General features: G+C 63.5%; 15 protein-coding genes. 9 read left to right on the forward strand and 6 right to left on the reverse strand.

Annotated features, from left to right (window positions below):
• Positions 1-767 precede the first annotated feature (767 nt).
• Both ACIQC5_RS01340 and ACIQC5_RS01345 read left to right on the forward strand, forming a co-directional pair.
• Positions 768-1,454 carry a hypothetical protein gene (locus tag ACIQC5_RS01340; protein WP_400277884.1) on the forward strand — a complete coding sequence of 229 codons (687 nt, stop codon included), beginning with the start codon at positions 768-770 and terminating at the stop codon, positions 1,452-1,454.
• A 270-nt stretch (positions 1,455-1,724) separates the two neighbouring features.
• Entirely contained in the window at positions 1,725-2,765 is a 1,041-nt protein-coding gene (locus ACIQC5_RS01345; protein WP_400277885.1) for an LLM class flavin-dependent oxidoreductase, read from the forward strand.
• Between the two features lie 27 nt (positions 2,766-2,792).
• On the opposite strand, the gene ACIQC5_RS01350 is transcribed toward ACIQC5_RS01345, so the two are convergent.
• Positions 2,793-5,621 carry an aminotransferase class I/II-fold pyridoxal phosphate-dependent enzyme gene (locus tag ACIQC5_RS01350; RefSeq protein WP_400277886.1) on the reverse strand — a complete coding sequence of 943 codons (2,829 nt, stop codon included), beginning with the start codon at positions 5,619-5,621 and terminating at the stop codon, positions 2,793-2,795.
• 17 nt (positions 5,622-5,638) lie between these two features.
• A complete protein-coding gene (locus ACIQC5_RS01355; protein ID WP_400277887.1) occupies positions 5,639-7,153 on the reverse strand; it encodes an amino acid permease in 1,515 nt (504 codons plus the stop codon).
• A gap of 325 nt (positions 7,154-7,478) precedes the next feature.
• Between ACIQC5_RS01355 and ACIQC5_RS01360 the strand changes: the two genes are divergently transcribed.
• The 5 genes from ACIQC5_RS01360 (at position 7,479) to ACIQC5_RS01380 (ending at position 14,483) form a co-directional block, all read left to right on the forward strand.
• On the forward strand, positions 7,479-9,095 hold the full coding sequence (locus ACIQC5_RS01360; RefSeq protein ID WP_400277888.1) for a PucR family transcriptional regulator: 1,617 nt from the start codon (positions 7,479-7,481) through the stop codon (positions 9,093-9,095).
• Between the two features lie 4 nt (positions 9,096-9,099).
• Positions 9,100-10,011 carry a glutaminase gene (locus ACIQC5_RS01365; protein ID WP_400277890.1) on the forward strand — a complete coding sequence of 304 codons (912 nt, stop codon included), beginning with the start codon at positions 9,100-9,102 and terminating at the stop codon, positions 10,009-10,011.
• A 160-nt stretch (positions 10,012-10,171) separates the two neighbouring features.
• Positions 10,172-11,449 (forward strand): uroporphyrinogen-III C-methyltransferase, encoded by a 1,278-nt coding sequence (gene cobA / locus ACIQC5_RS01370; RefSeq protein ID WP_400277891.1) that lies wholly within the window; start codon positions 10,172-10,174, stop codon positions 11,447-11,449.
• A 103-nt stretch (positions 11,450-11,552) separates the two neighbouring features.
• Positions 11,553-13,019: an FAD-dependent oxidoreductase gene (locus tag ACIQC5_RS01375; RefSeq protein WP_400277893.1), complete on the forward strand. Its 1,467-nt coding sequence runs from the start codon at positions 11,553-11,555 to the stop codon at positions 13,017-13,019.
• An 84-nt stretch (positions 13,020-13,103) separates the two neighbouring features.
• Positions 13,104-14,483: a rhodanese-like domain-containing protein gene (locus ACIQC5_RS01380; protein ID WP_400277895.1), complete on the forward strand. Its 1,380-nt coding sequence runs from the start codon at positions 13,104-13,106 to the stop codon at positions 14,481-14,483.
• A 92-nt stretch (positions 14,484-14,575) separates the two neighbouring features.
• On the opposite strand, the gene ACIQC5_RS01385 is transcribed toward ACIQC5_RS01380, so the two are convergent.
• The 3 genes from ACIQC5_RS01385 to ACIQC5_RS01395 all read right to left on the reverse strand — a co-directional run bounded on the left by ACIQC5_RS01385 (position 14,576) and on the right by ACIQC5_RS01395 (position 18,029).
• Positions 14,576-15,256: a FadR/GntR family transcriptional regulator gene (locus ACIQC5_RS01385; RefSeq protein WP_400277896.1), complete on the reverse strand. Its 681-nt coding sequence runs from the start codon at positions 15,254-15,256 to the stop codon at positions 14,576-14,578.
• Positions 15,253-16,509 (reverse strand): MFS transporter, encoded by a 1,257-nt coding sequence (locus ACIQC5_RS01390; protein ID WP_400277898.1) that lies wholly within the window; start codon positions 16,507-16,509, stop codon positions 15,253-15,255. Before ACIQC5_RS01390 ends, ACIQC5_RS01385 begins: the two co-directional genes overlap by 4 nt.
• A gap of 77 nt (positions 16,510-16,586) precedes the next feature.
• Positions 16,587-18,029 (reverse strand): PucR family transcriptional regulator, encoded by a 1,443-nt coding sequence (locus tag ACIQC5_RS01395; RefSeq protein ID WP_400277900.1) that lies wholly within the window; start codon positions 18,027-18,029, stop codon positions 16,587-16,589.
• Between the two features lie 147 nt (positions 18,030-18,176).
• Between ACIQC5_RS01395 and ACIQC5_RS01400 the strand changes: the two genes are divergently transcribed.
• Entirely contained in the window at positions 18,177-19,607 is a 1,431-nt protein-coding gene (locus ACIQC5_RS01400; RefSeq protein WP_400277901.1) for a gamma-aminobutyraldehyde dehydrogenase, read from the forward strand.
• A gap of 76 nt (positions 19,608-19,683) precedes the next feature.
• Entirely contained in the window at positions 19,684-21,054 is a 1,371-nt protein-coding gene (gene gabT, locus ACIQC5_RS01405) for a 4-aminobutyrate--2-oxoglutarate transaminase (RefSeq protein ID WP_400277903.1), read from the forward strand.
• Between the two features lie 107 nt (positions 21,055-21,161).
• Here gabT and ACIQC5_RS01410 read toward each other — a convergent pair whose 3' ends face one another.
• Positions 21,162-23,582, reverse strand: a complete 2,421-nt coding sequence (locus ACIQC5_RS01410) for a polysaccharide lyase 8 family protein (protein WP_400277905.1) — start codon at positions 23,580-23,582, stop codon at positions 21,162-21,164.
• Between the last annotated feature and the right edge of the window lie 74 nt (positions 23,583-23,656).

Below are 23,656 nucleotides of genomic sequence, written 5' to 3' on the forward strand. Positions count from 1 at the left end.
AGGTGCGCCCGTTTGCGCCGATCGCGCCGGTTCGGTGCTGGTGTCGCACCCGTTTGCGCCGATCGCGCCACTTCGGCGTTGGTGTCGCACCCTTTGGCGCCTGATGCACCACTTCGGCGTTGTTGTCGCACCCTTTGGCGCTTTGTGCGCCGGTGGTTACGGGTGCGATCGGCGGTAAGTGGTGCGAGCCACCCGGGCAACGTGAACGCCCGACGGCGACCTCCCGCCGTCGACTATTTGCGTCCCCGCGACTGCTCCCGCCAAGTGCACCCCTTCCCGCCACGTGCACCCGTTTGCGCCGATCGCGCCACGTCGGCGCTGGTGTCGCACCCTTTGGCGCTTTGTGCGCCGGTGGTTACGGGTGCGATCGGCGGTAAGTGGTGCGAGCCCACCCGGGGCAACGTGAACGCCGACGGCGACCTCCCGCCGTCGGGTGTTTTGCGTGCCTGCACCCGTTCCCGCCAGGTGCGCCCGTTTGCGCCGATCGCGCCGGTTCGGCGCTGGTGTCGCACCCGTTTGCGCCGATCGCGCCACGTCGGCGCTGGTGTCGCACCCTTTGGCGCTTTGTGCGCCGGTGGTTACGGGTGCGATCGGCGGTATGTGGTGCGAGCCCACCCGGGGCAACGTGAACGCCCGACGGCGACCTCCCGCCGTCGACTATTTGCGTTGCCGGGTCTGGTGTTAACAACAGTGCACTGTTAGTTTTCGAAGGGCCTTCAATGTGGGGGAGGCGATTTGATGACGATCGTCGGAAAGGGGGCCCCGTCATGGTCATGTCTCGTTGGATTCGTGGAACCGCAATGGTGCTCGGACTTCTGGTTGTTTCGGCGTGCGGGAATCCGCCGTCCACCCCGGATCCCGAATCGTCAATGGCCATACAGGCGGTTATCGAGCGGGCGATTGACCGCAGGAACCATCAGATTGTCGCGGGCTTTACTTCAACTGCGGACGACATCAGTCAGGATTTCGTGCCGGAGTCCGTGGCCGAAACCCAGCAGGAGTATCGGGACCTCCAACTGCGCCGGGAAAGGCTTGTTGTCTACGGTGTTGGTTTTACGAGGAGCAGCTCCGAGATCGCCATCAAGGAGCTCTCGATCTCGGATGACAGTGCGAAGGCTGTCGTTTCTGAGATGACACATTTGTCGTACACCCCGGTCGCCGGCGTGCAGGGCCCCGACGAGGTATACGTCTATGAGCAAAACATAGATCTGGCGAAGAGCGGTACCGAGTGGAAGATCGTCAGCATTGCTCCAACAGATCCAACAGATCCGCCGCCCATGCTCCCCACCACTGTCATTGATCCGCGCAGCGAAGCAGCGCCGGCAACCCCACAGCAGGAATCGTCACGCGGAGCACAGGTTTTTCGGGACGCCGAAGGTAACCCTGCACCGCTTCCCGAACACCTGCAAGATCGTAAACAAGTAGGACCCAACGGAGAGACCCTCCCAAAATAGAGGTCCTCGAGGGTGCGAAAAGCGGCAAGTGGTGCGCCGCGTTTCGAGTGCGGGCCGCACCACTTCGCGCCACAGGCACCCGTTGCCGCCATACGCACCCGTTCCGCGCAGGGGGGTGCACCAGTTCGCGCCGCACGCGCCGGTGGTTACGGGTGCGATCAGCGGTAAGGGGTGCGAACAGCGGTAAGCGGTGCGCCGCGACCACAGAAACAGCCACGAACACCAAGCGTGCTACGGAATTCTCCGAACACCCCCGCTGTTGTCCCGGACATGCACAACAAACGGATCGGCTTCCTTTCCTTCGGCCATTGGGCACGCGTCCCTGGTTCATTGGTGCCATCGGCCGGCGAAGCAATCAAGCAGGGCATCGAACTGGCGGTGGCGGCAGAGGAACTGGGGATCGACGGGGCGTTCTTCCGGGTCCACCACTTCGCCCGGCAGCAGGCCTCGCCCTTCCCATTGCTCGCAGCGATGGCGGCACGGACCAGCACGATCGAGATGGGCACCGGAGTGATCGACATGCGATATGAGAACCCGCTGTACATGGCGGAGGAAGCTGCGGCCACGGACCTGATCAGCGACGGTCGGCTTCAGCTTGGAGTAAGCCGGGGTTCACCCGAGCCTGCCTTGAACGGAGCCGCCAACTTTGGCTATGTTCCGAACGACGGCGAGGACGCGGGCGACATGGCGCGGCGCCACACCGCGCTCTTCCGCAAGGCCATTGCCGGGCACGGGGTGGCCCAGGCTGATCCACACTACGCAGGTGGAGCCACCGGACTTCTGCCTATCCAGCCGCTTTCGCCCGGTCTTCCACAGCGGATCTGGTGGGGAGCCGGAACCCGCAAGACGGCAGTCTGGGCCGCCGAGCAAGGCATGAACCTCATGAGTTCGACGCTCCTGACCGAGGACACGGGCGTCCCGTTCGACGAACTTCAAGCCGAGCAGATCCAGATGTTTCGCGAAGCCTGGGCAGCCTCAGGGCATGATTTCGAACCGAGGATTTCAGTCAGTCGCAGCGTGATCCCCATTGTGGACGACGAAGATAACCACTATTTCGGCCTGCGCGCCCAGGCTGACAGGCAGGACCAGGTAGGAATTCTCGACGGCGCGTTGTCCCGTTTCGGGAAGAGCTACATCGGGGAGCCGGACGGCTTGGCGGAAGAACTGGCAGCCGATGCAGCCGTCCAAGCTGCCGATACTGTCCTGCTGACGGTGCCCAACCAACTTGGGGTGGAGTACAACGCGAAGCTCCTGGGGAACGTCGCGAAGTACATCGCACCTGCTTTTGGCTGGGCCCGCCAAAGCGCCTGAGTCCCGACAAAACGCCTGAGTGACGCCCTACGAAGCGGCGGGCAGCCGCCCGATGCCCGCCGCTTCCACAGCAGTATCCGAAACAGAAGCATCCGAAGAGCCGGACCCCGAAACCCCGGACCCCGAAACCGCCGACCCATCCACGAACACCCGGTAGCCACGTTCGTGATCGAAGCCGTGGATCTCGCGGGTATCCAAGGCAGCCATGAACTCCAACGTCTGCCGGGTAATGACTTGGCCCGGGACGAGGATGGGGAAGCCGGGCGGGTACGGCGTGACGAACCCAGCGGAAATGACTTCCTGCCCGGCACGCACTGCAAGGGCAAGCTCGCCGGCGGACAAGTACGCGGTGGATTCAGGCTTGTAGCTTTCGAAGTAGGCAGCCCGGATATCACCGTCTTCGCAGGCGTCGTCCACGCGGAACCGCGCCGCGAAGGTGCTGAAGTCCGGGAGCGGTGGTGTCTGCCCAACCACCCCTGGCCCTCCGGCCTGCGGCGATGCAGGCGAAGACACGGGCACTGGCACTGTTCGGGGTCGCGCTGAGGGATGCGGGCTTTCAAATCCCTCGGCCAGTTTGACCAGGACCTCGATCAAGTACGCCACGGAGCTCCGCGATGTGCCGATGTTGGTCATGAACAGCACAGTGTTCCGGGACGTCTTGTTCACCTGGATTCCGTGATCGTCCATGAGGTAGCTGTGGCGGAACGTGTCGCCGTCGATTCCTGTCCTGCTGATGTCCAGCGTCAGGCGGCTGGGATCAATGACGAACTCATCGCGCTGCCAGGCATCCTCAAGTTCCGCCAATCCTTCCCGCAGCGGCATGGCCGCGCTGGTTTCCCGGTACTGAGGCTCAATCAGGTCCCGCGAGGTCAGCACCCGGAAGTATTTCTTCAGCAGGGGATGCCGTGCAACGGCTTGCGCGACGGAGATAGCGAGGTCGGATTGCTTCTGGACCAAACCAAAACCTTCCAACTCCACCTGCCGACGGCCAATGTCCAGGGAAGCCAGGATTTGGTAGTTGGGCGAGGTGGAGGTGTGGGTCATGTACGCCTCGCGGAAGGACTCCTGGTTGGACGCCATGAAGTCTTGGTCGTACACGTGGATCATCGAACCCTGGCGCAAGGATGTCAGCGTTTTATGCGTTGACTGGGTGGCGTAAACCCTGATCCGCGCTTCCGCAGGGTTGGGAATCAGCCTCGTGTTCAGCCAGGCCTCGTCATCAAGGGGTTCACCGGTGACTGGGTCATGCAGGGCCGCTGCTTGCTCGGCGTACCGGGCAGCGTAGGCAGGGTTGCTGAAGGAGGCTTCCAGCGCGGCGGCTGCAGCCATTGCCGTTCGACGCCGGTAGATGGGGTGGGAGCGGGCGAAAGCAAACCATGCCTCGTCCCACAGGAAAACAAGATCGGGTTTGATGGCCAGGCATTCCTCCATGACACGTTCTACGTCGTAAACGATTCCGTCAAAGGTGCAGTTGGTGAGCGTGACCATTTTGACTTCGTGCAGCCGTCCGGCCCGCCGGTACTCAAGCAGCCTGCGCTTCAAACTGGCCAAGGGCACAGCACCATAGAAGGCGTACCTGTCCAAGGGGTAGGCATCCAAATATGAAACGCGGGCACCGGCGAGCACGAAGGCGTAGTGGTGGGACTTGTGGCAATTCCGGTCAACCAACACAACGTCACCAGGGGCCAGCAGGGACTGATGAACGATCTTGTTGGCCGTGGACGTGCCGTTGGTAACGAAGTAGGTTCTCTGCGCTCCGAAGGCCCGGGCTGCGAGGTCCTGCGCCTGCTTGATGGATCCATGCGGGTCCAGCAGGGAATCGAGGCCGCCGGACGTTGCCGAAGTCTCTGCCAAAAGAAGGTTTGTCCCGTAAAAATCGGCCATGTCCCGGATCCAGGGGGAGTTCCCTACGGATCCGCCCCGTGAAATGGGCAGGGCGTGGAAGACGCTTGCGGGCCTACGGCTGTAATCCTGCAGGGCCGTGAAGAACGGAGCTTCGTATCGTTCTGCAACCCCGGACAACAGGGACAAATGCAAGTCCAGGTGATCCTGCCTGCGGAAAATCCTTCGGAACTTCCTGGTCAGTGACCCGGCCAAGGATTCGATGGAAACGCCTGCAACCAGGTAGACGTCCAACTCAGGCCGGAGCCCGGATAATTCCTCGGCCAAGCCCAGGATCCGTTTGACAGGTCGCAAAGCCTGCAGGTCTTCGGGGGTGTGCCCAGCCAGGAACCGGCGGAGGTCGCTGCCGAGCTGCTGGGAGCTGCGAACGGAAAAGCCCGGACGCAGGATCACGGCTTGGATATCGGGGTTAAGCAGGACCGCGACCAACGCGTCTTCGTAGCTCGGAACCACATTGATTTCGTACGTGAAAGCATCGGAAGGGCGGCGCTGGGCTGCCATGCTGCCCTTCAGTGCCTCCGTTTCCTGGGCCGTGATGTTGTCCACCAGCAGGACCTCAAAGCGGGGTCGCTCAGCCTGCTCGGCTGGTGCAACCTCGTCCTCCAGCGACTCCTGGAGAACCCCGGAAGATGAACCTTGCTCCGCTCCGGAAGCCAGCGGAAGGTGCGCCAAACCGCCCAGAAGTTCCAGCGCGGCGTGGGGGTCGCCGTCGTCGACCAATTGGCGCAACTGGGCCACAGCCGCAACGCCCGGCTCTGCCCAGTAGGGTTCCACGGCATCCAGGAGCGCAAAAGTCCGGCTGATCTGGGAGTGCAAACCTGAGTCGGACGATCCTGCGTGACGGTCCAAGGCAAGCTGCTTGATGGCATATCCCAGGAACTCCCAAGCATCGGCGCGTGACCTCCAGGCGCGGCTGGGCGTGCCAATTTTTGGAAGGGGGGAGAGGGTGCTCATGTGACGTGTTTTCTCTTTCAAACTGAGGGCGGGTTCACAGCGGACTGCTCATGACGGATTCGGGCCCGGTGGGCATACCAGCCACCCACCAGCAGCGGCGCCAGCACCAGCAGGGACGCGAGCACCCATCGGCCTGTTTCCGAGAAGCCCATGGTGATCAGGACGAAGGCCAGGAATCCGAGGGTGAGATAGGAGGTAAAGGGGGCGCCGAAGAGTCGGAATGCGGGCCTGGCGACTTTGCCGCTCCGCACCCATGCCTGGAGCTTGATGTGGCAGAGCATGATGGTGGCCCAGCCCCCGATGATGCCCAGCGCAGAGACCTCGAGCACGATTTCAAAGACCTGCGACGGAACGATCGCATTCAAGCCCACGCCCATCAGGGTGATGACCGCTGTCAGCAGGATGCCGCCGTAAGGGACGCCGGAAGCGCTGATGCGGGCGGTGAAGCGGGGCGCTGAGCCTTTGACGGCCATGGAACGCAGAATCCGGCCGGTGGAGTACAAGCCCGCGTTCAGGCTCGAGAGGGCGGCGGTCAGAACCACGAAGTTCATCACCGAGGCCGAGATCGCGCCGGCTTGGGGATCGCCAAGGTGGGAGAAGAAGGTCACGAACGGCGACTCACCGGACTTGTAGGACGTGAAAGGCAGCAGAAGGGAGAGCAACAGGACGGAGCCGACGTAGAAAATGCCGATACGGAGAACCACCGTGTTGACGGCTTTGGGCATGACTTTGTGCGGGTTGGCGGTTTCGCCGGCGGCGGTGCCCACCAACTCAACAGCTGCGTACGCGAAGACGACGCCGCTGATTGCCAGGAGCGGTGCCACCGCGCCCGTGGGGAAGAGGCCGCCGTTATCCGCAATGACGTTGAGGCCGGGAACGCCCACATCTGTCCTGCCACCCAGGACAATGAAGCAGATTCCGACGACGAGGAAGGCTACCAGCGCACCGACCTTGATGAGGGCGAACCAGAACTCCATCTCACCGAAGATCTTTACCGACACGAGGTTCAACGCCAGCACTACAACCAGTGCGATGAGGGCGATGAGCCACTGCGGGACGTCATTGATCGGCTGCCAGAACTGGCCCCAAAACTTCACGTAGAGGGCCACCGCGGTCACATCCACGATTGAGGTCATGGCCCAGTTCAGGAAGTACAACCAACCAGCTGTGTAGGCCATTTTCTCGCCATAGAATTCACGGGCGTAGGAAACGAACGAGCCTGAGGCCGGACGGTAGAGAACAAGCTCGGCCAAGGCCCGCAGGATGAGGAAAGCAAAAAATCCGCACACCGCATACACCAGGATCAAGGCCGGACCTGAACCATTGAGGCGGCCCCCGGCTCCCATGAAAAGCCCCGTGCCGATCGCGCCGCCTATGGCGATCATTTGGATCTGGCGGGGCTTGAGGGTCTTCCGGTAGCCCGATTCTTCCGTTGAGAAATCGTGGCCTGGCTCCTGGGCAACAAGCAGGGTGCGGGCCTCGTCGGACCGGTCGGGCGCAGCAGTGTGCGCTGAAACTGACGTGGGTATCACTGAGGGGTCTCCTTTGACTCCGGCGCCGCCGTCGGCAGCTCAACAGTCCCGAACAGCACAGACGTGTTCTCTGGCACTGGCGGAACACACAGTGTTTGTGGCGTTGGGGACAGTAAATAACTCTAGATCTCGGGCGAATCGCGCAAATTGGCTGGCGAACCAAATTCAAGGCCCGGCTCTTGTGCCGGCTGGACAACACTGGTGTCCTGAAGGCCCGGTAATGTTTCTCGCTGTGCGCGATTGCGCAGGAGCATGGGCAGGATTTCTTCAATGGCGAAGGAACCCAGTTGACCCGAACTGAATACGAGAGGAAGCGATAGCTTCGTTGAAGGCCCTGGACATTGACGACGACGGCGTCGTCACCTTGCTGAGCGATGTACTTGAAGACTTGGGCGTGGACAATGCACGGTTGTTGCTTGCCCCCGATACGGACAACCTGACAGTTCGTGAAACGGTCATTGTGGATGCAGAAGACGAGGAGGCCACCCGCCCTGGGTCCTTGGTGATGCTCATCGGCGCCCGTGGACGCGTGGCGCTGCCGGCAATCCGGCGGATCATCAGCAGCAGGCCCACGGCCGTTGCGGTCAAGGGAAACGAGCGTGAACTCGAAGCCGTGGCGGAACTGCTGCACTCCACCGGTATTGGATTGGTGGCCGTAGCTCCCGGCCTTCGCTGGGATAAGTTCGAAAGCGTCGCTGTGGACCGTATCCGGGAACGCGGTGTGGCCGGGGAGAACCCCACCACGGTGCATAGGGATTTGTTCGCGATCGCCCAAACAACCGCAACCCTGACCAACGGCCACGTAGTCATCGAGGACCCGGGCAACAGGGTCCTCGCCTACTCGCCGGCATCCAACGATGTTGACGAGCTCCGGCGCCTGTCCATCCTTGCGCGGCGCGGACCGGAGCGGTATCAGAAACTCCTCAAGGAATCAGGCGTCTACAAGCACCTTCAGGCCACCGAGGAACCCGTCCATGTGGATGCCAACCCTGAGGCCGGCCTTCGGGAACGCGTGGCCATTGGCATCCATGCGGGGAGCCGGGTGATGGGCTACATCTGGCTGCAGGAAGGTGCCGAGCCGTTGGCGCCGAATACTGACAGGCTGATGGTAGGCGCTGCCCGTCATGCCGCGATTGAACTGGTCCGCCACCGGAACCAGCAATCCCAATCGATGCGCGAAGACCGGGTATCCAGCCTGCTCAGCGGAACGGCACAGGTTCATTCACAGGCCCAGTCGGCAGGTATCGACCCCGCCAAACCTGCGGCCTTGGTGTTGATTTCCGCGGGCGGGTTGGACCAGAGCGCCCCTGGCCTCCAGCTCCGCAGGGGTGAACTCTCCAACCTCGCATCCATCCATGCGGCCGCGTACCGTCCGGGAGCAGTGGTGGGAGCCCTGGGCACGGAAACAGCGATCATCCTGCCGGACCTGGATCCTGTAAAGTCACTGCCCGCGATCAACCGGCTGGTCAACACGATTGTGCGTGACGCCACCACCCACCTGCACTTCCAAGTCCAGGCCGCCGTGGGCCCGATTGTTCCGCGGCTGGACGCCCTGTACGCCACGCTTGACCACGTCCGCAGCGTCCTCAAGGTGCTGCAGAGCACCCCGTCCATCCGTGTTGCTTCATACGGGGATGTGGAAACCACGGTCCTCACCAACGAACTGCTGGATCTGCTGGAAACCCGGAAGGGGCTTCGGCACCAGGGCATAGCGAAGCTCTGCGACCGTTATCCGGAGTTCGCCTTGACGCTGCTTACTTACCTCGAATTCTTTGGCGATGTGAACCGCTGCGCCGAGGAACTGGCGATCCACCGCAACACCGTCCACTACCGGCTGCGCCGTGCGTGCGAAGAGGCAGGGCTGGACCTGCAGTCCGCGGACGAACGATTGCTTGCCCATCTACAGATACGACTATGGACCTACACAGAGGCCAGGAACTAGAACCTTGGACATCCAGAATCTCCTCGACGACATCGTCGGGGCGGTACAGCCCCATGTCGGCCAGGGCAACGTGGCAGACTACATTCCGCAGCTTGGCGCCGTGGACCCACACCAGTTCGGCATCTCCGTCGCAACCCGGGACGGTGACGTCTACTCTGCAGGGGACGCGCAGGTGCCTTTCTCCATCCAAAGCATTTCCAAGGTGTTCGCGCTCGCCTTGGTGTTGGCCTTCGACGGCGATGGCATCTGGAAGCGCGTCTTCCGCGAACCTTCGGGCAACCCGTTCAACTCGTTGATCCAGTTGGAGAGCGAAGAAGGGATTCCGAGGAACCCCTTCATTAACGCCGGCGCGATTGTCGTCAGTGACCGGCTCCTCAGCGTCACGGGAAGCGCCGCCCTGTCTGTCCGCGATTTGATGCGTCGGGAAACCGGCAACTCCACCGTGGCCGCGGACCACTACGTAGCAGCGTCGGAACTCCGCAACAGCCACCGCAACGCTTCTCTGGCCCACTTCCTTGCCAGCTGCGGCAACCTCGAGAACCCCGTGGAAGCGGTCCTTGAGTCCTATGTGGAGCAGTGCGCCCTGGCCATGACCTGTGAAGACCTGGCGCTCGCAACCCGGTTCCTGGCCTCCAATGGTGTTGGAGCGGACGGCACACGGTTGCTGTCCCCGGCACAGACCAAGCGGATCAATGCCGTCATGCTCACCTGCGGGACCTACGACGCCGCCGGGGAATTCGCATATCGCGTGGGTCTCCCGGGAAAGAGCGGTGTTGGGGGCGGAATCGTCGCAGTTGTCCCCAACAAATGCGCCATCAGTGTCTGGAGCCCGGGCCTTGGGCGGTCCGGGAACTCGGTGGCAGGTGTGGCTGCCTTGGACGAATTCACGACGCGCACGGGCTGGTCTGTTTTCTAGAGGTACTGATTTTCCGGAGGCCCGGGGGGCCATCGGCACCGTTTCCGGACGTGTGCTGGCGGAAACAACGGATGACGCGTATGTGACGCTGGATTACCCAGCGTTACCGGGTGTTTCCGCGCCTTTGATGCATGTTACGGCCCCGCCCTACAGTTTTTTCATGGCAATACAGGACATTTACCCCACCGCACTCCGGCTGCTCGGCCGCCCGGTGCTGGTTGTGGGCGGCGGACCCGTTGCGCAGCGCCGCGCCAAGGGACTGCTCGACGCCGGTGCGAAAGTCACGGTGGTCGCTCCCGTTGCGTCCGAAACCCTTCGCGGACTTGCCGATGCCGGACTCCTTACCTGGGAGCAGCGCGAGTACCGCACGTCAGACCTCGACGGCGTGTGGTTCGTTCAGACCGCCACTGGCACTTCCGCCGTGGACACCCAGGTTGCAGCCGACGCCGAAGCGCAGCGCATCTGGTGTGTCAACGCCTCGGACCACGAATCGTCGGCAGCATGGACGCCGGCCGTGGCAGTGGTGGATGACGTCAAGATCGCCATCAACGCCGGGGGAGACCCGCGCCGCGCCATGGCACTGCGGGATGCTGTTGCCACGGCACTCGAAACGGGCGACCTCCCACTCCGCCGCCACCGCAAGCCGGACGCTGCTGGCAAAGCGCCTGTGGGTTCTGTAGCGCTCGTTGGTGGAGGCCCGGGCGACTCGGGACTCATCACAGTCCGCGGTCGGCGCCTGCTGGGCCAGGCCGACGTCGTCGTTGCAGATCGTCTTGGCCCGCGCGAGCTGCTCAAGGAACTGGCCCCTGACGTTCGCGTTATTGAGGTCGGCAAGACGCCCGGCCACCACCCCGTACCGCAGCTTGAGATCAACCGAATCCTTGTGGAAGAAGCCCTCAAGGGCAACCGCGTGGTCCGTCTGAAGGGCGGTGACCCCTATGTCTTGGGTCGCGGTGGCGAGGAAGCAGAGTTTTGCCGGCAGAACGGCGTCGTGGTTGAAGTAGTGTCCGGCGTGACGTCGGCGATTTCGGTTCCGGCCGCCGCCGGCATCCCCGTGACGCACCGCGGCCTGGCCAAGGGATTCAGCGTGGTCACAGGGCACGAAGAGCTATCCGAGGTCCCCGCGCGGCCCGATCACACTGTGGTGTTGCTCATGGGAGTGGCGCAATTGCGCGATTCCGCGGCTGCCCTGGCAGGCTCGGGTCTGCCTTTGGACACGCCAGTAGGTATCGTAGAGAACGGGTATTTGCCGGACCAACGCGTCACCATCGGCACGTTGGGAACCATTGCGGACCAGGCAGAAGCCGTCGGCGTGGCCAATCCAGCAGTCATCGTGATCGGCGATGTTGTCCGAGTCAGCCCGTTCGCCCCACAACATTTCAAGACCGCTGACTACAGCACTATTACCCCCAATCGTCCCCGCGTCCGCAGTAACTAAGCCCCCTTGCCCAACTAGGTCGCATTTAAGCGCGTTTTGAGCCCTCAAAACGGCATCAACTGCTACTTAGTTGGGAGGACTGAGAAGAAGAAGGAACACAGCCGTGTCAATTAGCACCCCCGTAGGTTCTGCGGACCGTCCGCTTCGCGTCGCCGTCATCGGCTCCGGCCCTGCCGGCGTGTACGCAGCGGACATCCTGACCAAGAGCGAGGCCGTCAAGAGCGGCGAACTCAACGTCAGCATCGACCTCTTTGACCGCTACCCGGCACCGTACGGCCTGATCCGCTACGGCGTCGCCCCGGACCACCCCCGCATCAAGGGCATCGTCAACGCCCTGCACAAGGTCCTGGACCGCGGCGACATCCGCTTCTTCGGCAACGTCGACTACGGCACGGACATCTCCATCGAGGACCTCCGCAAGCATTACGACGCCGTCATCTTCGCCACAGGCGCCATCAAGGACGCGGACCTGAACATTCCGGGCATCGAACTTGAGGGCTCCTTCGGCGGCGCCGACTTCGTTTCCTGGTACGACGGACACCCGGACGTTTCCCGCGAATGGCCGCTCGAGGCCAAGGAAATCGCAGTCCTCGGAAACGGCAACGTGGCACTGGACGTCGCCCGCGTTCTGTCCAAGCACGCCGATGACCTCCTGGTCACCGAAATCCCGGACAACGTCTACGCCGGCCTGAAGAACTCCCCGGTCACCGACGTCCACGTCTTCGGCCGCCGTGGCCCTGCGCAGGTCAAGTTCACCCCGCTGGAACTCCGCGAGCTCTCGCATTCCAAGGACGTCGACATCATTCTCTACGCCGAGGACTTCGAATTCGACGAAGAGTCCGACCGCCAGGTCCAGACGAACAACCAGACCAAGACCATGGTTGGCACGCTCACCAACTGGATCGCCGAGCAGCCCGAGGATCTTTCCGAGCTCACGGCATCCCGTCGCCTGCACCTGCACTTCCTGCACAGCCCGGTTGAGATCGTCGACTCCCCGGAAACCCCGGGCAAGGTTGCCGGCATCAAGTTCGAGCGCACCGAGCTGGACGGCACGGGCAACGCCCGCGGCACCGGCGAGTTCATCGACTACCCGGTCCAGGCCGTGTACCGCTCCATCGGCTACTTTGGTTCGGCCCTGCCGGACGTCGAGTTCGACCACAAGAAGGGCGTCGTCACGAACGACGGCGGTCGCGTCCTGGACGCCGACGGCCAGCACGTTCCGGGCCTCTACGCCACGGGCTGGATCAAGCGTGGTCCGGTCGGCCTGATCGGCCACACCAAGGGCGATGCGCTCGAAACCGTCACGTACCTTCTCGCGGACCGCCAGGACCTGCCGTTGGCTGAGGTTCCGGCGGCTGAGGCAGTCGTCGATCTTCTCGATGCCCGCGGCGTGAAGTTCACCAGCTGGGAAGGCTGGCTGGCCCTGGACGCACACGAGCTCGCGCTCGGCGCCGCAGCCACCGAGGCCGGCACCAGCCACGGTGTTGAGGTCAAGCGTGAACGCATCAAGGTTGTGCCGCGCGAGGACATGGTCAACATCTCCCGTGATGGCGTAGCCGCACAGGTCTAGTACCAGAGAACGCGGGGTCACTTAGCGCCCATTCCGACCGTCCGGATGGGCCCTAAGTGACCCCGCGTTGCTTTAACCTAAGGTATGGACGTGGTGGTCATCGAAACTCCCCAGCTGGGCGACCGCAGCTACTTGGTGCATGACGGCACGGTTGCCCTGGTCATTGACCCGCAGCGGGATACCGACCGCGTTGAAGCAGCCGCGCGTGCCGCTGGCGTCCGGATCACGCATGTGGCCGAAACCCATCTGCACAACGACTACGTCACCGGCGGCCTGGTTTTGGCTGAAAAACATGGCGCCGAGTATTTGGTCAACGCAGCGGATGACGTTGCGTTCAGCCGCGTCCCCATTTCGGACGGCCAGGTCCTGCACGTTGGCCGCCTCACGGTGACGGTGCTTGCCACTCCTGGACATACGCACACTCACGTCTCGTACGTGGTCCGGGATGAGACGCACGACGGCGGTCCTGAAGCCGTGTTCTCCGGCGGCAGCTTGCTCTACGGTTCAGTCGGCCGGACGGACCTGGTCTCGCCACATGACACGGCAGGGCTCGCCCACGATCAGTATTCTTCGGTCCGGCGTTTGGTGGATTCAGCTCAACCAGAGGCCGCGCTATATCCAACGCACGGCTTCGGATCCTTCTGCTCTGTTGGACCTTCAAGCCGGCAGGGCGCGTCCACGATCGGCGAACAAGCAACAGCCAACCATGCCCTGACGGATCCGGACGAGGACCACTTCGTCGCCGAGTTGTTGGAGAACATCACCGCCTATCCGGCGTACTACGCCCACATGAGCCCGATCAACGCGGCGGGTCCTGGCGCGGCGAAACTTGACGTTCCGGATTCCGTGGACGCCGCTGAGTTGACCCGGCGCTTGAGGGCGGGGGAGTGGGTGGTGGATCTGCGGCATCGCGTAGCCTTCGCCGACAGTCATTTGCACGGCAGCGTAAGTTTCGAATACGGCCACGGATCCAACTTCACCAGCTATATCGGCTGGGTCATTCCGTGGAACAAACCGCTCACTCTTTTGGGTCCGTTGGATGCTGTGGAGAAGGCGATCCGGGACTTGGCGAGGATTGGCATCGAGAGCCCGGAAGCCGCCGTCGGGCCTGACGCTGGAGTCGTGGACATTGGTGCCTTGGCGCCCGACCACCCACAGGCGGCGTACCCGCACGGGGACTGGGCTGATCTCCTCAAGGACCGCGAACCAACGGACGTGGTTTTGGATGTTCGTCGCCCGGACGAATACGCGGCCTCACATGTAGAGGGAGCCCTCAATGTGCCGGTGTATGAGCTGCTTGGCAAAATCACCGAGCTGCCGGCCACGAGGATTTGGGTGCATTGCGCCACGGGCTACCGGGCAAGTGTTGCCGCCAGCCTGTTGGACCGTGCCGGCCGCGACGTGGTGCTGATCGACGCCAAGTTCAGGGATGCATCCGGGGCTGGAATCGAGACCCTGCCGTAGAACGTAGCTGGCCCGCTATTCCGTGGTTGGGCAACCACGGAATAGCGGGCCAGCAACGGCCAGCGGGCCAGCAACGGCTCAGGGAAGCCGACTTAGCGCTCGCCCTGATCCGAACAGAAATCCAGGTTCCGGTAAACACTGTGCACCGCAGCATCGGGATCGTGTGCTTCCAAAGCGTCAACCAATTCGTCGTGCCCTTCGCGGGGAATGCCGTTGAAGCCGTCCTTGCGCTGCTGCCGGAGGAGGTCGTCATGGAAAACGCCGCCGAACGAGACATACAGCTGGTGCAACAGCGGGTTACCTGAAGCCAGGGCGACGCGCTCGTGGAAGTCCCAGTCGGCGCGGGCCCAAGTGGGGTAGTCCTCGGCCAGCCAGGCATCGTGCCTCAAGGCAAGGAGCCGCCGCATCTCGGCGACGTCCTCCATGGTGGCGTGCTTGGTGGCCAGCCGGGCTGCCTGGGTGTCCAAGCCGAGCCGGACCTCCACAATGTGTTCCTGCGTGTGCTCCAGGTACATCCGTTGGGCCGCGCCGGACATCTCGCTGTTGGCCCTGACATAAGTGCCATCCCCGCGGCGGACCTCAAGCATGCCGGAGTGCGCCAACGCCTTGATGGCCTCGCGCAGGGTTCCCCTCGAGACGCCGAGGCTGGCCATGAGCTCCGGTTCGGCAGGGATGCGCTCCTGGAGCGGCCATTCTCCGGACTTGATCATGTCCCGCAGCTTGGCGGTGATCTCCTCGGCGAGGGCCGGGCGATGCGAAGGGGTCAGGGTCATGCGTTCCTCGGTCCGGTTTTGGTTGCAGTGCGCTTGCTCGTGAGCAGGTGGCAGGTGACCATGAGCGCCACGGCCACGATCGACAGTAAGCTCAGGGGCAGCACCCAGCCGCCAGTGGCGCTGTGGAGGAGACCCATGCCAAAGGGGCCAACTGCCGCTATCAAGTATCCCAGCGATTGGGCCACCGTGGAGAGTGCGGTGGTTTCCGCCGTCGAGCGTCCGCTGCGGCTGATGATCACCAAAACCAGCGGGAAGATGCCCAAACCGAAACCGAACAGGACGGCGGGAACCACGGCCAAAGACGTCGGCAGCCAGATCATGGCGGCGATGGCCACCAGTGTGGAGCTGCTTGCGAGATACAGGGCGGGACGCAGCATGCCGGGTCGGGAGCCGAAGGCAAGCAGGATCATGCCGGCGGCCACTGAAACCAACTGCATGACGCCGAACTGGAGTCCGCTCTCAGAGGCACTCAAGCCCTGTGAAGTCAGGATGTAGGCGAACCAGCTCATCACGGCGTACGCCAGAAACGCCTGGAAGGTGAAGATCGCAGTGATCAGGATGCCGAGGCGCGTGCGCAGCAGCGGCCACATGGAGACTCGGGGGCGGTCGGTTTTGGTGGCGTTCCGGTGCGAGTGCAGGACCACGGGCAGGAAGCCAAGGAGGGCGGCGACGCCCAGGAGCCCCCACGCAGCCAGACCCATGGAGGGCGAGCCGAGCTCTTGGGCCAGCGGGACGCTCACGGCCGCAGCGAAGGTGGCTCCGCCGGACATCGTGAAGGTGTAGAGGCCCGTCATCATGGAGGTGCGTTCCGAATAGTGCTCGCGGATGAAGGACGGCATGGCCACGTTGCAGACGGCCAGACCGGACATGGCCAACACCGTGCCACCCAGCAGGGCACCTGTCACCGGAACGCCGCGGACCAGAAGGCCTCCGGCCAGGAGTGCCAAGGCAATGAAGATGGCCTTCTCGACGCCCACTCGCCGGGTCAGCCACGAGGTTCCCAGGCCCGCAACCGCGAAGCACAGCAGCGGAATGGACGGCAGAATGGACGCAACAAGGGCGCCATAGCCGAGGGCTTGCTGCAGTTCGTGGAACAGTGCGGCGGCGCTGGTGATGCCTGCGCGCAGGTTCAGGCCGATGAGCACCACGGCAATAATGCCGACGACGGCGACGACCCGCGTCTTCGGGACCGCTTGCGCGGGTGAGATCAGAGGGATGTTTCCTGTTGTTGTCGTAAGAGAAGTCGTCGCCATGTTTAAAGGTTAGACGTTTGACGTCTAATGTCTAGAGTTTTGTGGCGAACCTCTCCGACGGCCCGGCTGCTGGGCGCTTACCTGGGGTTTCGTGAACCCAGCCGCTGCACCGCCAGCGCGAGCCACAACTGCACGCGGTCCTGCGTCTGGGAGGGGTCGTAGCCAGTGAGCTCGGTGATCTGAGCCAGGCGGTAGCGCACGGTATTGCGGTGCAGCGTGAGGGCTTCGGCGACGGCGGCCACGGAGCCATTGTGGTTCAAGTAGCTCTCCAGGGTTGTCACCAGCTCGGCCCCGTGGGCGGCGTCGAACTTTCGCAGCGGCGTCAGTGATTCGCTCGCCATGTCGGCCAGGGGAACGTCCTCGCTCGCAAGCAACAGTGACGTGAGGCTCAGGCGTTCCGGTTCGTTGACCGGCAATCCGTGCGCCACGGCGTCGCGCGCTTCAAAGTAGCTCCAGCGCAGGCCGTTCGGCTTGGTGTAGGCGCCGCCAATCCCGATCACGGCGTGGATTCCGGCCTCCAGCAGATGATCGCTGAGGCTCTTGGCGAGGGCCGTGGCGGAGCTGCCGTCGTCGCTCACCACCGTGACCAGGTCCTTCCCGACCACGGCGCTGACACCGGCTTCCAGTGCCTGCGGCAGCGAGATGCTGATCAGTTGTTTGTGGTGGGCCGCGGATTCGGCAACCAGCACCACGTTCTTCCGGGTGCTGTTGATGCCCACACCGGCCAGGCGGCGAGCGGCCTCAATGGTTTCAAGGGTGCCGTGGATGACGTCGTCCAACACTTGGCCGGCCATGGCGCGCTGCGCCTGGCGCTGCTTGACCATGTTGTTGAGCTCCACGCTGATCAGGTTCTGGGCATAGCTGACAATTCCGGAATCGACGAACGGTTGCCGAAGCCACAATGTGCACGCATCCCTGCGGCCGGTGGGAATCGGGTACGAAGCCCAGCCATCCGCCGTCGGTGCCGGGTTGCCCGCCACGCTGTTGTAGAGCTGCGCGCTGAACTGCGTGAGGACCACGTCGGTGCGCAGCATGCTGCCCAGCTGCTTGAGGAGTTCGCCCAGCCCGCCACCGGTCAGCAGGGCCCGGGCCAGAATCTGGTGGCCCGCGAGAAGTCGTTCCAGATTGGAATAGTGGTCTGCCGAGTGCGACTCCGCCACGAGTTTTCCGATGGCGATGAACGGAATCTCGTAGGGCACCTCCACCAAGGGCAGGCCCCAGCGGTTGGCCTCGGCAATGAGCGCATCCGGAACCGCTTCGTGCGTGAGTCCAATGCCAAATCCAATGCCCACAGCCCCGGCGCGTTGAGCCTGCCGGACGAAGCGGCGCTGGTCGGCTGCACTCTTGAGCCGCAATCCCGTGGTCAGGACCAGTTCGCCACCGCTGAGGAAGCGCTGGGGATCTTCCAGCTCCGTCACGGCAACCCAACTGATGTCCTGGTTCCACGTGGTTTCAGCGAGACCGGTTTTGCGGAGTTTCAGGGACGGGACAGCGACGAGCGAAGCGAGGGACATGGCCATGCTGAAAAGGATAACCCCGCGCTGGTCAACCGCACTAAGAGAGGTGGGCGTCTGTGTGCAGCTGACTATTCCTTGGACCCCCTCCCTGGCATAGGCTCTGATCAGCCGAAACCCACGTCCAGACACACCGAAAGAGGGTTGCACACCGTGGTTCAAACCTTGCAGAACTTCATCAATGGCGAATTCGTCACACCGGCAGGTACGGGTCTTCTCGACATCGTGAACCCGGCCACCGGGGACATCGTTGCCAAGTCCCCCATTTCGGTGCAGGCCGACGTGGACGCCGCGATGACCGCAGCCAACGAGGCCTTCAAGACGTGGAAGCACGCCACACCGGGCCAGCGTCAGCTCATGCTCCTCAAGCTCGCCGACGCCGTAGAGGCCAACAGCGACGAACTCGTTGAAGCGCAGCACCGCAACACCGGCCAGGTCCGCTCCCTCATTGCGTCCGAGGAAGTTGCTGCCGGCGCCGACCAGCTCCGCTTCTTCGCCGGTGCCGCACGCCTCATGGAAGGCAAGTCCGCGGGCGAGTACTTCGAGGGACACACTTCCTACGTGCGCCGCGAACCGATCGGCGTCGTGGCCCAGGTTGCTCCCTGGAACTACCCGTTCCTCATGGCCATCTGGAAGATCGGCCCCGCTTTGGCTGCCGGCAACACGGTGGTCCTGAAGCCCTCCGACACCACTCCGGAATCCACCCTTGTGCTGGCACGTCTCGCGGGGGAAATCTTCCCGGCCGGCGTCCTCAACGTAGTCCTCGGCACCGGCGAGACCGGTTCCATGATGGTGGAGCACAAGGTCCCTGGCCTGGTCTCCATCACCGGTTCCGTCCGCGCCGGCATTGCCGTTGCGAGCGGTGCGGCCAAGGGCCTCAAGCGGGCCCACCTGGAGCTCGGGGGCAAGGCCCCGGCAATCGTCTTCAAGGACGCCGACATCAAGAAGAGCGCCGCGGCCATCGCCGAGTTCGCCTTCTTCAACGCCGGCCAGGACTGCACCGCGATCACCCGCGTGCTGATCGAGGACTCGGTCCATGACGACGTCGTGGCTGCCATGGTTGAGCACACCAAGACCCTGCACACCGGTTCGCAGAATGACGAAGACAACTACTTCGGTCCGCTTAACAACGTGAACCACTTCAACGCCGTCACCTCGGTGGTGGAGCACCTCCCGGCCAACTGCAAGATCGAGACCGGCGGCCACCGTGCAGGCGAGAAGGGCTTCTTCTTCGAGCCCACCATCATCACCGGTGCCAAGCAGAGCGATGACATCGTGCAGAAGGAAACCTTCGGCCCGGTCATTACCGTGCAGAAATTCAGCTCCGAAGCCGAAGCACTCGAGCTGGCCAACGACGTCGAATACGCCTTGGCCTCCAGCGTTTGGACCACCGACCACGGCACGGCCATGCGCATGAGCCGCGACCTGGACTTCGGTGCGGTCTGGATCAACACACACATCCTGCTGACGGCCGAAATGCCGCACGGCGGCTTCAAGCAGTCCGGCTACGGCAAGGACCTCTCCATGTACGGCGTCGAGGACTACACGCGCATCAAGCACGTGATGAGTGCATTGGATGCATAACCCAGTTGCATAACACCGCTGCATAACGCAGTCGCGTAATCCTCTACCCCTGGCTTCCCAGAAAGGCAATCACCCCATGACCACTACCGCGAACGAACTCTCGTACCGCATCGAGCAGAAGCGCAACATCAACGGTGCCTTCCCCGGCCCCAAGTCGCAGGCACTGGCCGAGCGCCGCTCCGCCGTCGTTGCTGCCGGCGTCGCCTCCGGCGTCCCCGTTTACGTTGAAGACGCCGACGGCGGCATCATCCGCGACGTCGACGGAAACTCCTTCATTGACCTCGGCTCCGGCATCGCCGTGACGAGCGTCGGCGCGTCCGACCCCGCCGTCGTCGCCGCCGTCCAGGAAGCTGCCGCGCACTTCACGCACACCTGTTTCATGGTCACCCCCTACGAGGGCTACGTTGCAGTTGCCGAGCAGCTGAACCGCCTCACTCCGGGCGACCACGCCAAGCGCACCGTGCTGTTCAACTCCGGCGCTGAAGCTGTAGAGAACGCCGTCAAGGTTGCCCGTCTGGCCACCGGCCGCGACGCCGTGGTTGCTTTCGACCACGCTTACCACGGCCGCACCAACCTCACCATGGCACTCACCGCCAAGGCCATGCCGTACAAGACCAACTTCGGCCCGTTCGCGCCCGAGGTCTACCGCATGCCCATGAGCTACCCGTTCCGGGAAGAGAACCCGGAGATCACCGGTGCCGAGGCCGCCAAGCGCGCCATCACCATGATCGAGAAGCAGATCGGTGGCGACCAGGTTGCCGCGATCATCATCGAGCCCATCCAGGGTGAGGGTGGCTTCATCGTCCCGGCCGAAGGCTTCCTCCCGGCACTGTCCGCATGGGCCAAGGAAAAGGGCATCGTCTTCATCGCCGACGAGGTCCAGTCAGGCTTCTGCCGCACCGGCGAATGGTTCGCCGTTGACCACGAAGGTGTTGTCCCGGACATCATCACCATGGCCAAGGGCATCGCCGGTGGCCTCCCGCTGTCCGCGATCACGGGCCGCGCTGACCTGCTCGACGCCGTTCACCCGGGTGGCCTTGGCGGCACCTACGGTGGCAACCCGGTTGCTTGTGCAGCAGCCCTCGCCGCCATCGACACCATGGAGCAGCACGACCTCAACGGCCGTGCCCGCCACATCGAAGAGCTCGCCGTGGGCAAGCTCCGCGAACTCGCTGCTGAGCTTTCCGCAGGCGGGCGTTCCGTGGTTGGCGACATCCGTGGCCGTGGCGCCATGCTGGCCATCGAGCTCGTTCAGGCCGGTTCCAAGGAGCCGAACGCCGAGCTCACCAAGGCCGTTGCCGCCGCTTGCCTGCAGGAAGGTGTCATCATCCTGACCTGCGGTACGTACGGCAACGTGATCCGCCTGCTCCCGCCGCTGGTCATCAGCGACGAGCTGCTCATCGATGGCCTCGAGGTTCTCGCCGCAGCGATCAAGGCCAACGCGTAAGCTTTTTCTCGCTGTAACGCAGGAGGAGGGTCGGGGTTTTCCCCGGCCCTCCTTGGTGCTTAACGCCGTCGGCGTCGGCGAACTGAACGCACGACGGCGGAGCCCGCCTAGGTGCCCAAGGTCAGGTTTTTCTGGTGGCCGTGTCCGTCGAGTTGGACGTCGATGACCAGGGGATCAGCGCTGACCAACGCCACTCCGGCATCGGAATCCACGAGGGTGCCCCACGCGGAGCCGGCGAGCGTGATCCGCACAGAGGACTGTGTCCGTGATGGATCTGCCACGGACACGGCCAGCGTGTCGCCGGTTTGGCGCAGGGCAACGGTGCAAGGCCCTGAGACCGCGTAGCCCGCAACACTGCCAGCTGCGAAGAAGTTGCCCAGCACCAGCTTGTCCTTGCCGACCTCCACCATTTGGACGTCCGCCGAGTTGGCCAGCACCTTGACATCGGGGTTGGCTGACTGCGAGAACGTGGTGTCGTGGCTGGCAGCGGGCAGGACCACGTAGGCGTAGCCGGCTCCCACAGGATCCACTCCGTGGCGGTGCGTGATGGTCACGTAATCCCTGGTGACCGGGTCGGTAGTCCCTCCCGTGTCTGCTCCGGAGTTGACGTCGTACCAGCTTCCGGTCCGGCGGATCACCGCCACTTCCGGAGAACCGGAGACGCCCGGCGCTTCCAGGAAGACGTAGCCGCCATGCCCTTCGATGTGGACCGACCTCTGAACGGTCACTGCGGCGTCCCCCGGAGCCAAGGAACGGTTCCGGGAATCCGTCCGCAAGGAAGGCACTGAACCCGCAGCAAAGGACCTGTTCTCAAGAGTGGTCTGAACCGAGGCACCACCTGTGCCGGTGATGCCTGCGCCCAGGCAGACCACGGCGTCGTCCAGGAAGAACCATGATTTGCGTCCGGACACTGTCTTGTTGTGGTTGAGGTGGTCCATGCCGATGACACCCCAGCGCCCATCTACCGTGAGCCCGCCGGCGAAGGCTTGGAACGCGCGCGGGATGCCGGTTCCCGCGCCGCCGGCTCCACTGGCCCGGGTCTGGTCGTTCACGGTGGTTCCGGGAAGGCCATACGGGTCCACGGTGGGCCAGAAGTCGGCGCTGAACTGCGAAGGGTCTTGCCGCGTATAAACGAAAGTCATGCCATCGCCTTGGTACCAGCCGAGGTTGTTCTCGCTGTTTCCCCATTCGTAGCGGCCGATCCTCTTTGACGAGAGGTTTACAGTGCAGCCCCACTGCGGGCGGTGGTGGACCAGCCTGTCCTGGTCAGCGAACATGCGACTGTATTCGGGTGCCGGCGCAGCAACAACAGAGGCGTCGGACAAGACACCCAGGGACAGCAACGACTTTGCCAGGCTCTGCGTTGGGTGCCCCACGAGTTTCTGGTCCGCGCAGCGCTCCAGCCAGCCCTTCGCCAAGGCCAGGAAACGGGACCGGTAGGGTTCTTCGCACCCGGGCGCCAACAGCAGGACAGCTGAGATCAGTCCGAAGCCACTGACATAGTCCGGCTCGCGTTGCCGGGAAACAGCGCGGCCGCGGACGGTGTCCATGATCCGGCCGTCCCACACGAACGGGGCGTAGGTGTCCTCCACGGCATCAAGGAGCACGGAACGTTGCGGATCTGTCACTGCCCATGGACTTCCGCCGAGCATCGCGATGATCTCTGCAATGCCGGCCAGTGCCACCACGCCGTAGGTTCCGGCATAGGGCAGGTAGCCGTGCTGCACAAAAGATCCGTCGGTGTAAAAGCCGTCGCCAGCGGTGACGTAGGTGAAAACACTGTTGATTCCGCCGCGGACGGTGTCGCTCAAGGCATCCCTGCCAAGGGCGATCTCGTCAGCGTTGTTATCCAGAATGCCGCGCATGCAGCAGGCCAAGGACTTATCCACGCGGTTGGCGCCGGTCTCGGCAAAGGATGTAGCACGGCCGCGCCAATTCGGGTTGGGAGCAAACCAGCGGACGGCAGCCAGCAAGGATGTGCGCAGGGCCGCGGGAACTTCGGCATGCAGGAGCGTCAGGATGTCCACGGTTTTGCGGGGGACGCCGATTTCCCAGAACCACCAGTTGCCAGCGGCGCGCATGCCTGGCTTGTACGCGGTGTCGCTGAGGAGCTGCAGGCCGGCCACGATGTCAGCGGCCAACTCAGGGTTACCAGCATAAGGGTTGCCAGGGACGGCGTAACCCAGCGCCATGTCATAGAGGCGGTTGAAGTGGAGGCCCATGTTGCCTGTTGCTGCAGTGGACTGTCCAATGCCTGTCAGGGGAAGGTCGCTCCACAGCGAGGTCCGGACCGGGGCCTTGTCCATGGCACTCCACCACTTCTGTGCGGTTTGGCCCATGCCCTCGAGTTGTGCCGCGAGCTCCGGGATCCCCTCAGCGCTCTGGCCGCCGGTCAGGACAAGCCGCCTGCGCTCGACCAGCGCCTGCAGCTCGCTCTCGGAGGCAGCAAAAGACGGCCCGGCTTGGGAAAGAAGAGCACCGGCGAGGGTGGCTGCGCCGACGGCGCGGAAGAGGGTCCTGCGGCTCATAGTGGGTCCAATAGCGTTCAAAACTACTCCGTTCAAAACTGTTTCCGGCAGGTTGTGGTGGACGTGGTGGCGGA

This window comes from Paenarthrobacter sp. NPDC092416 (genome assembly GCF_044755025.1).
In the GTDB taxonomy this organism is placed as follows: Bacteria; Actinomycetota; Actinomycetes; order Actinomycetales; family Micrococcaceae; genus Arthrobacter.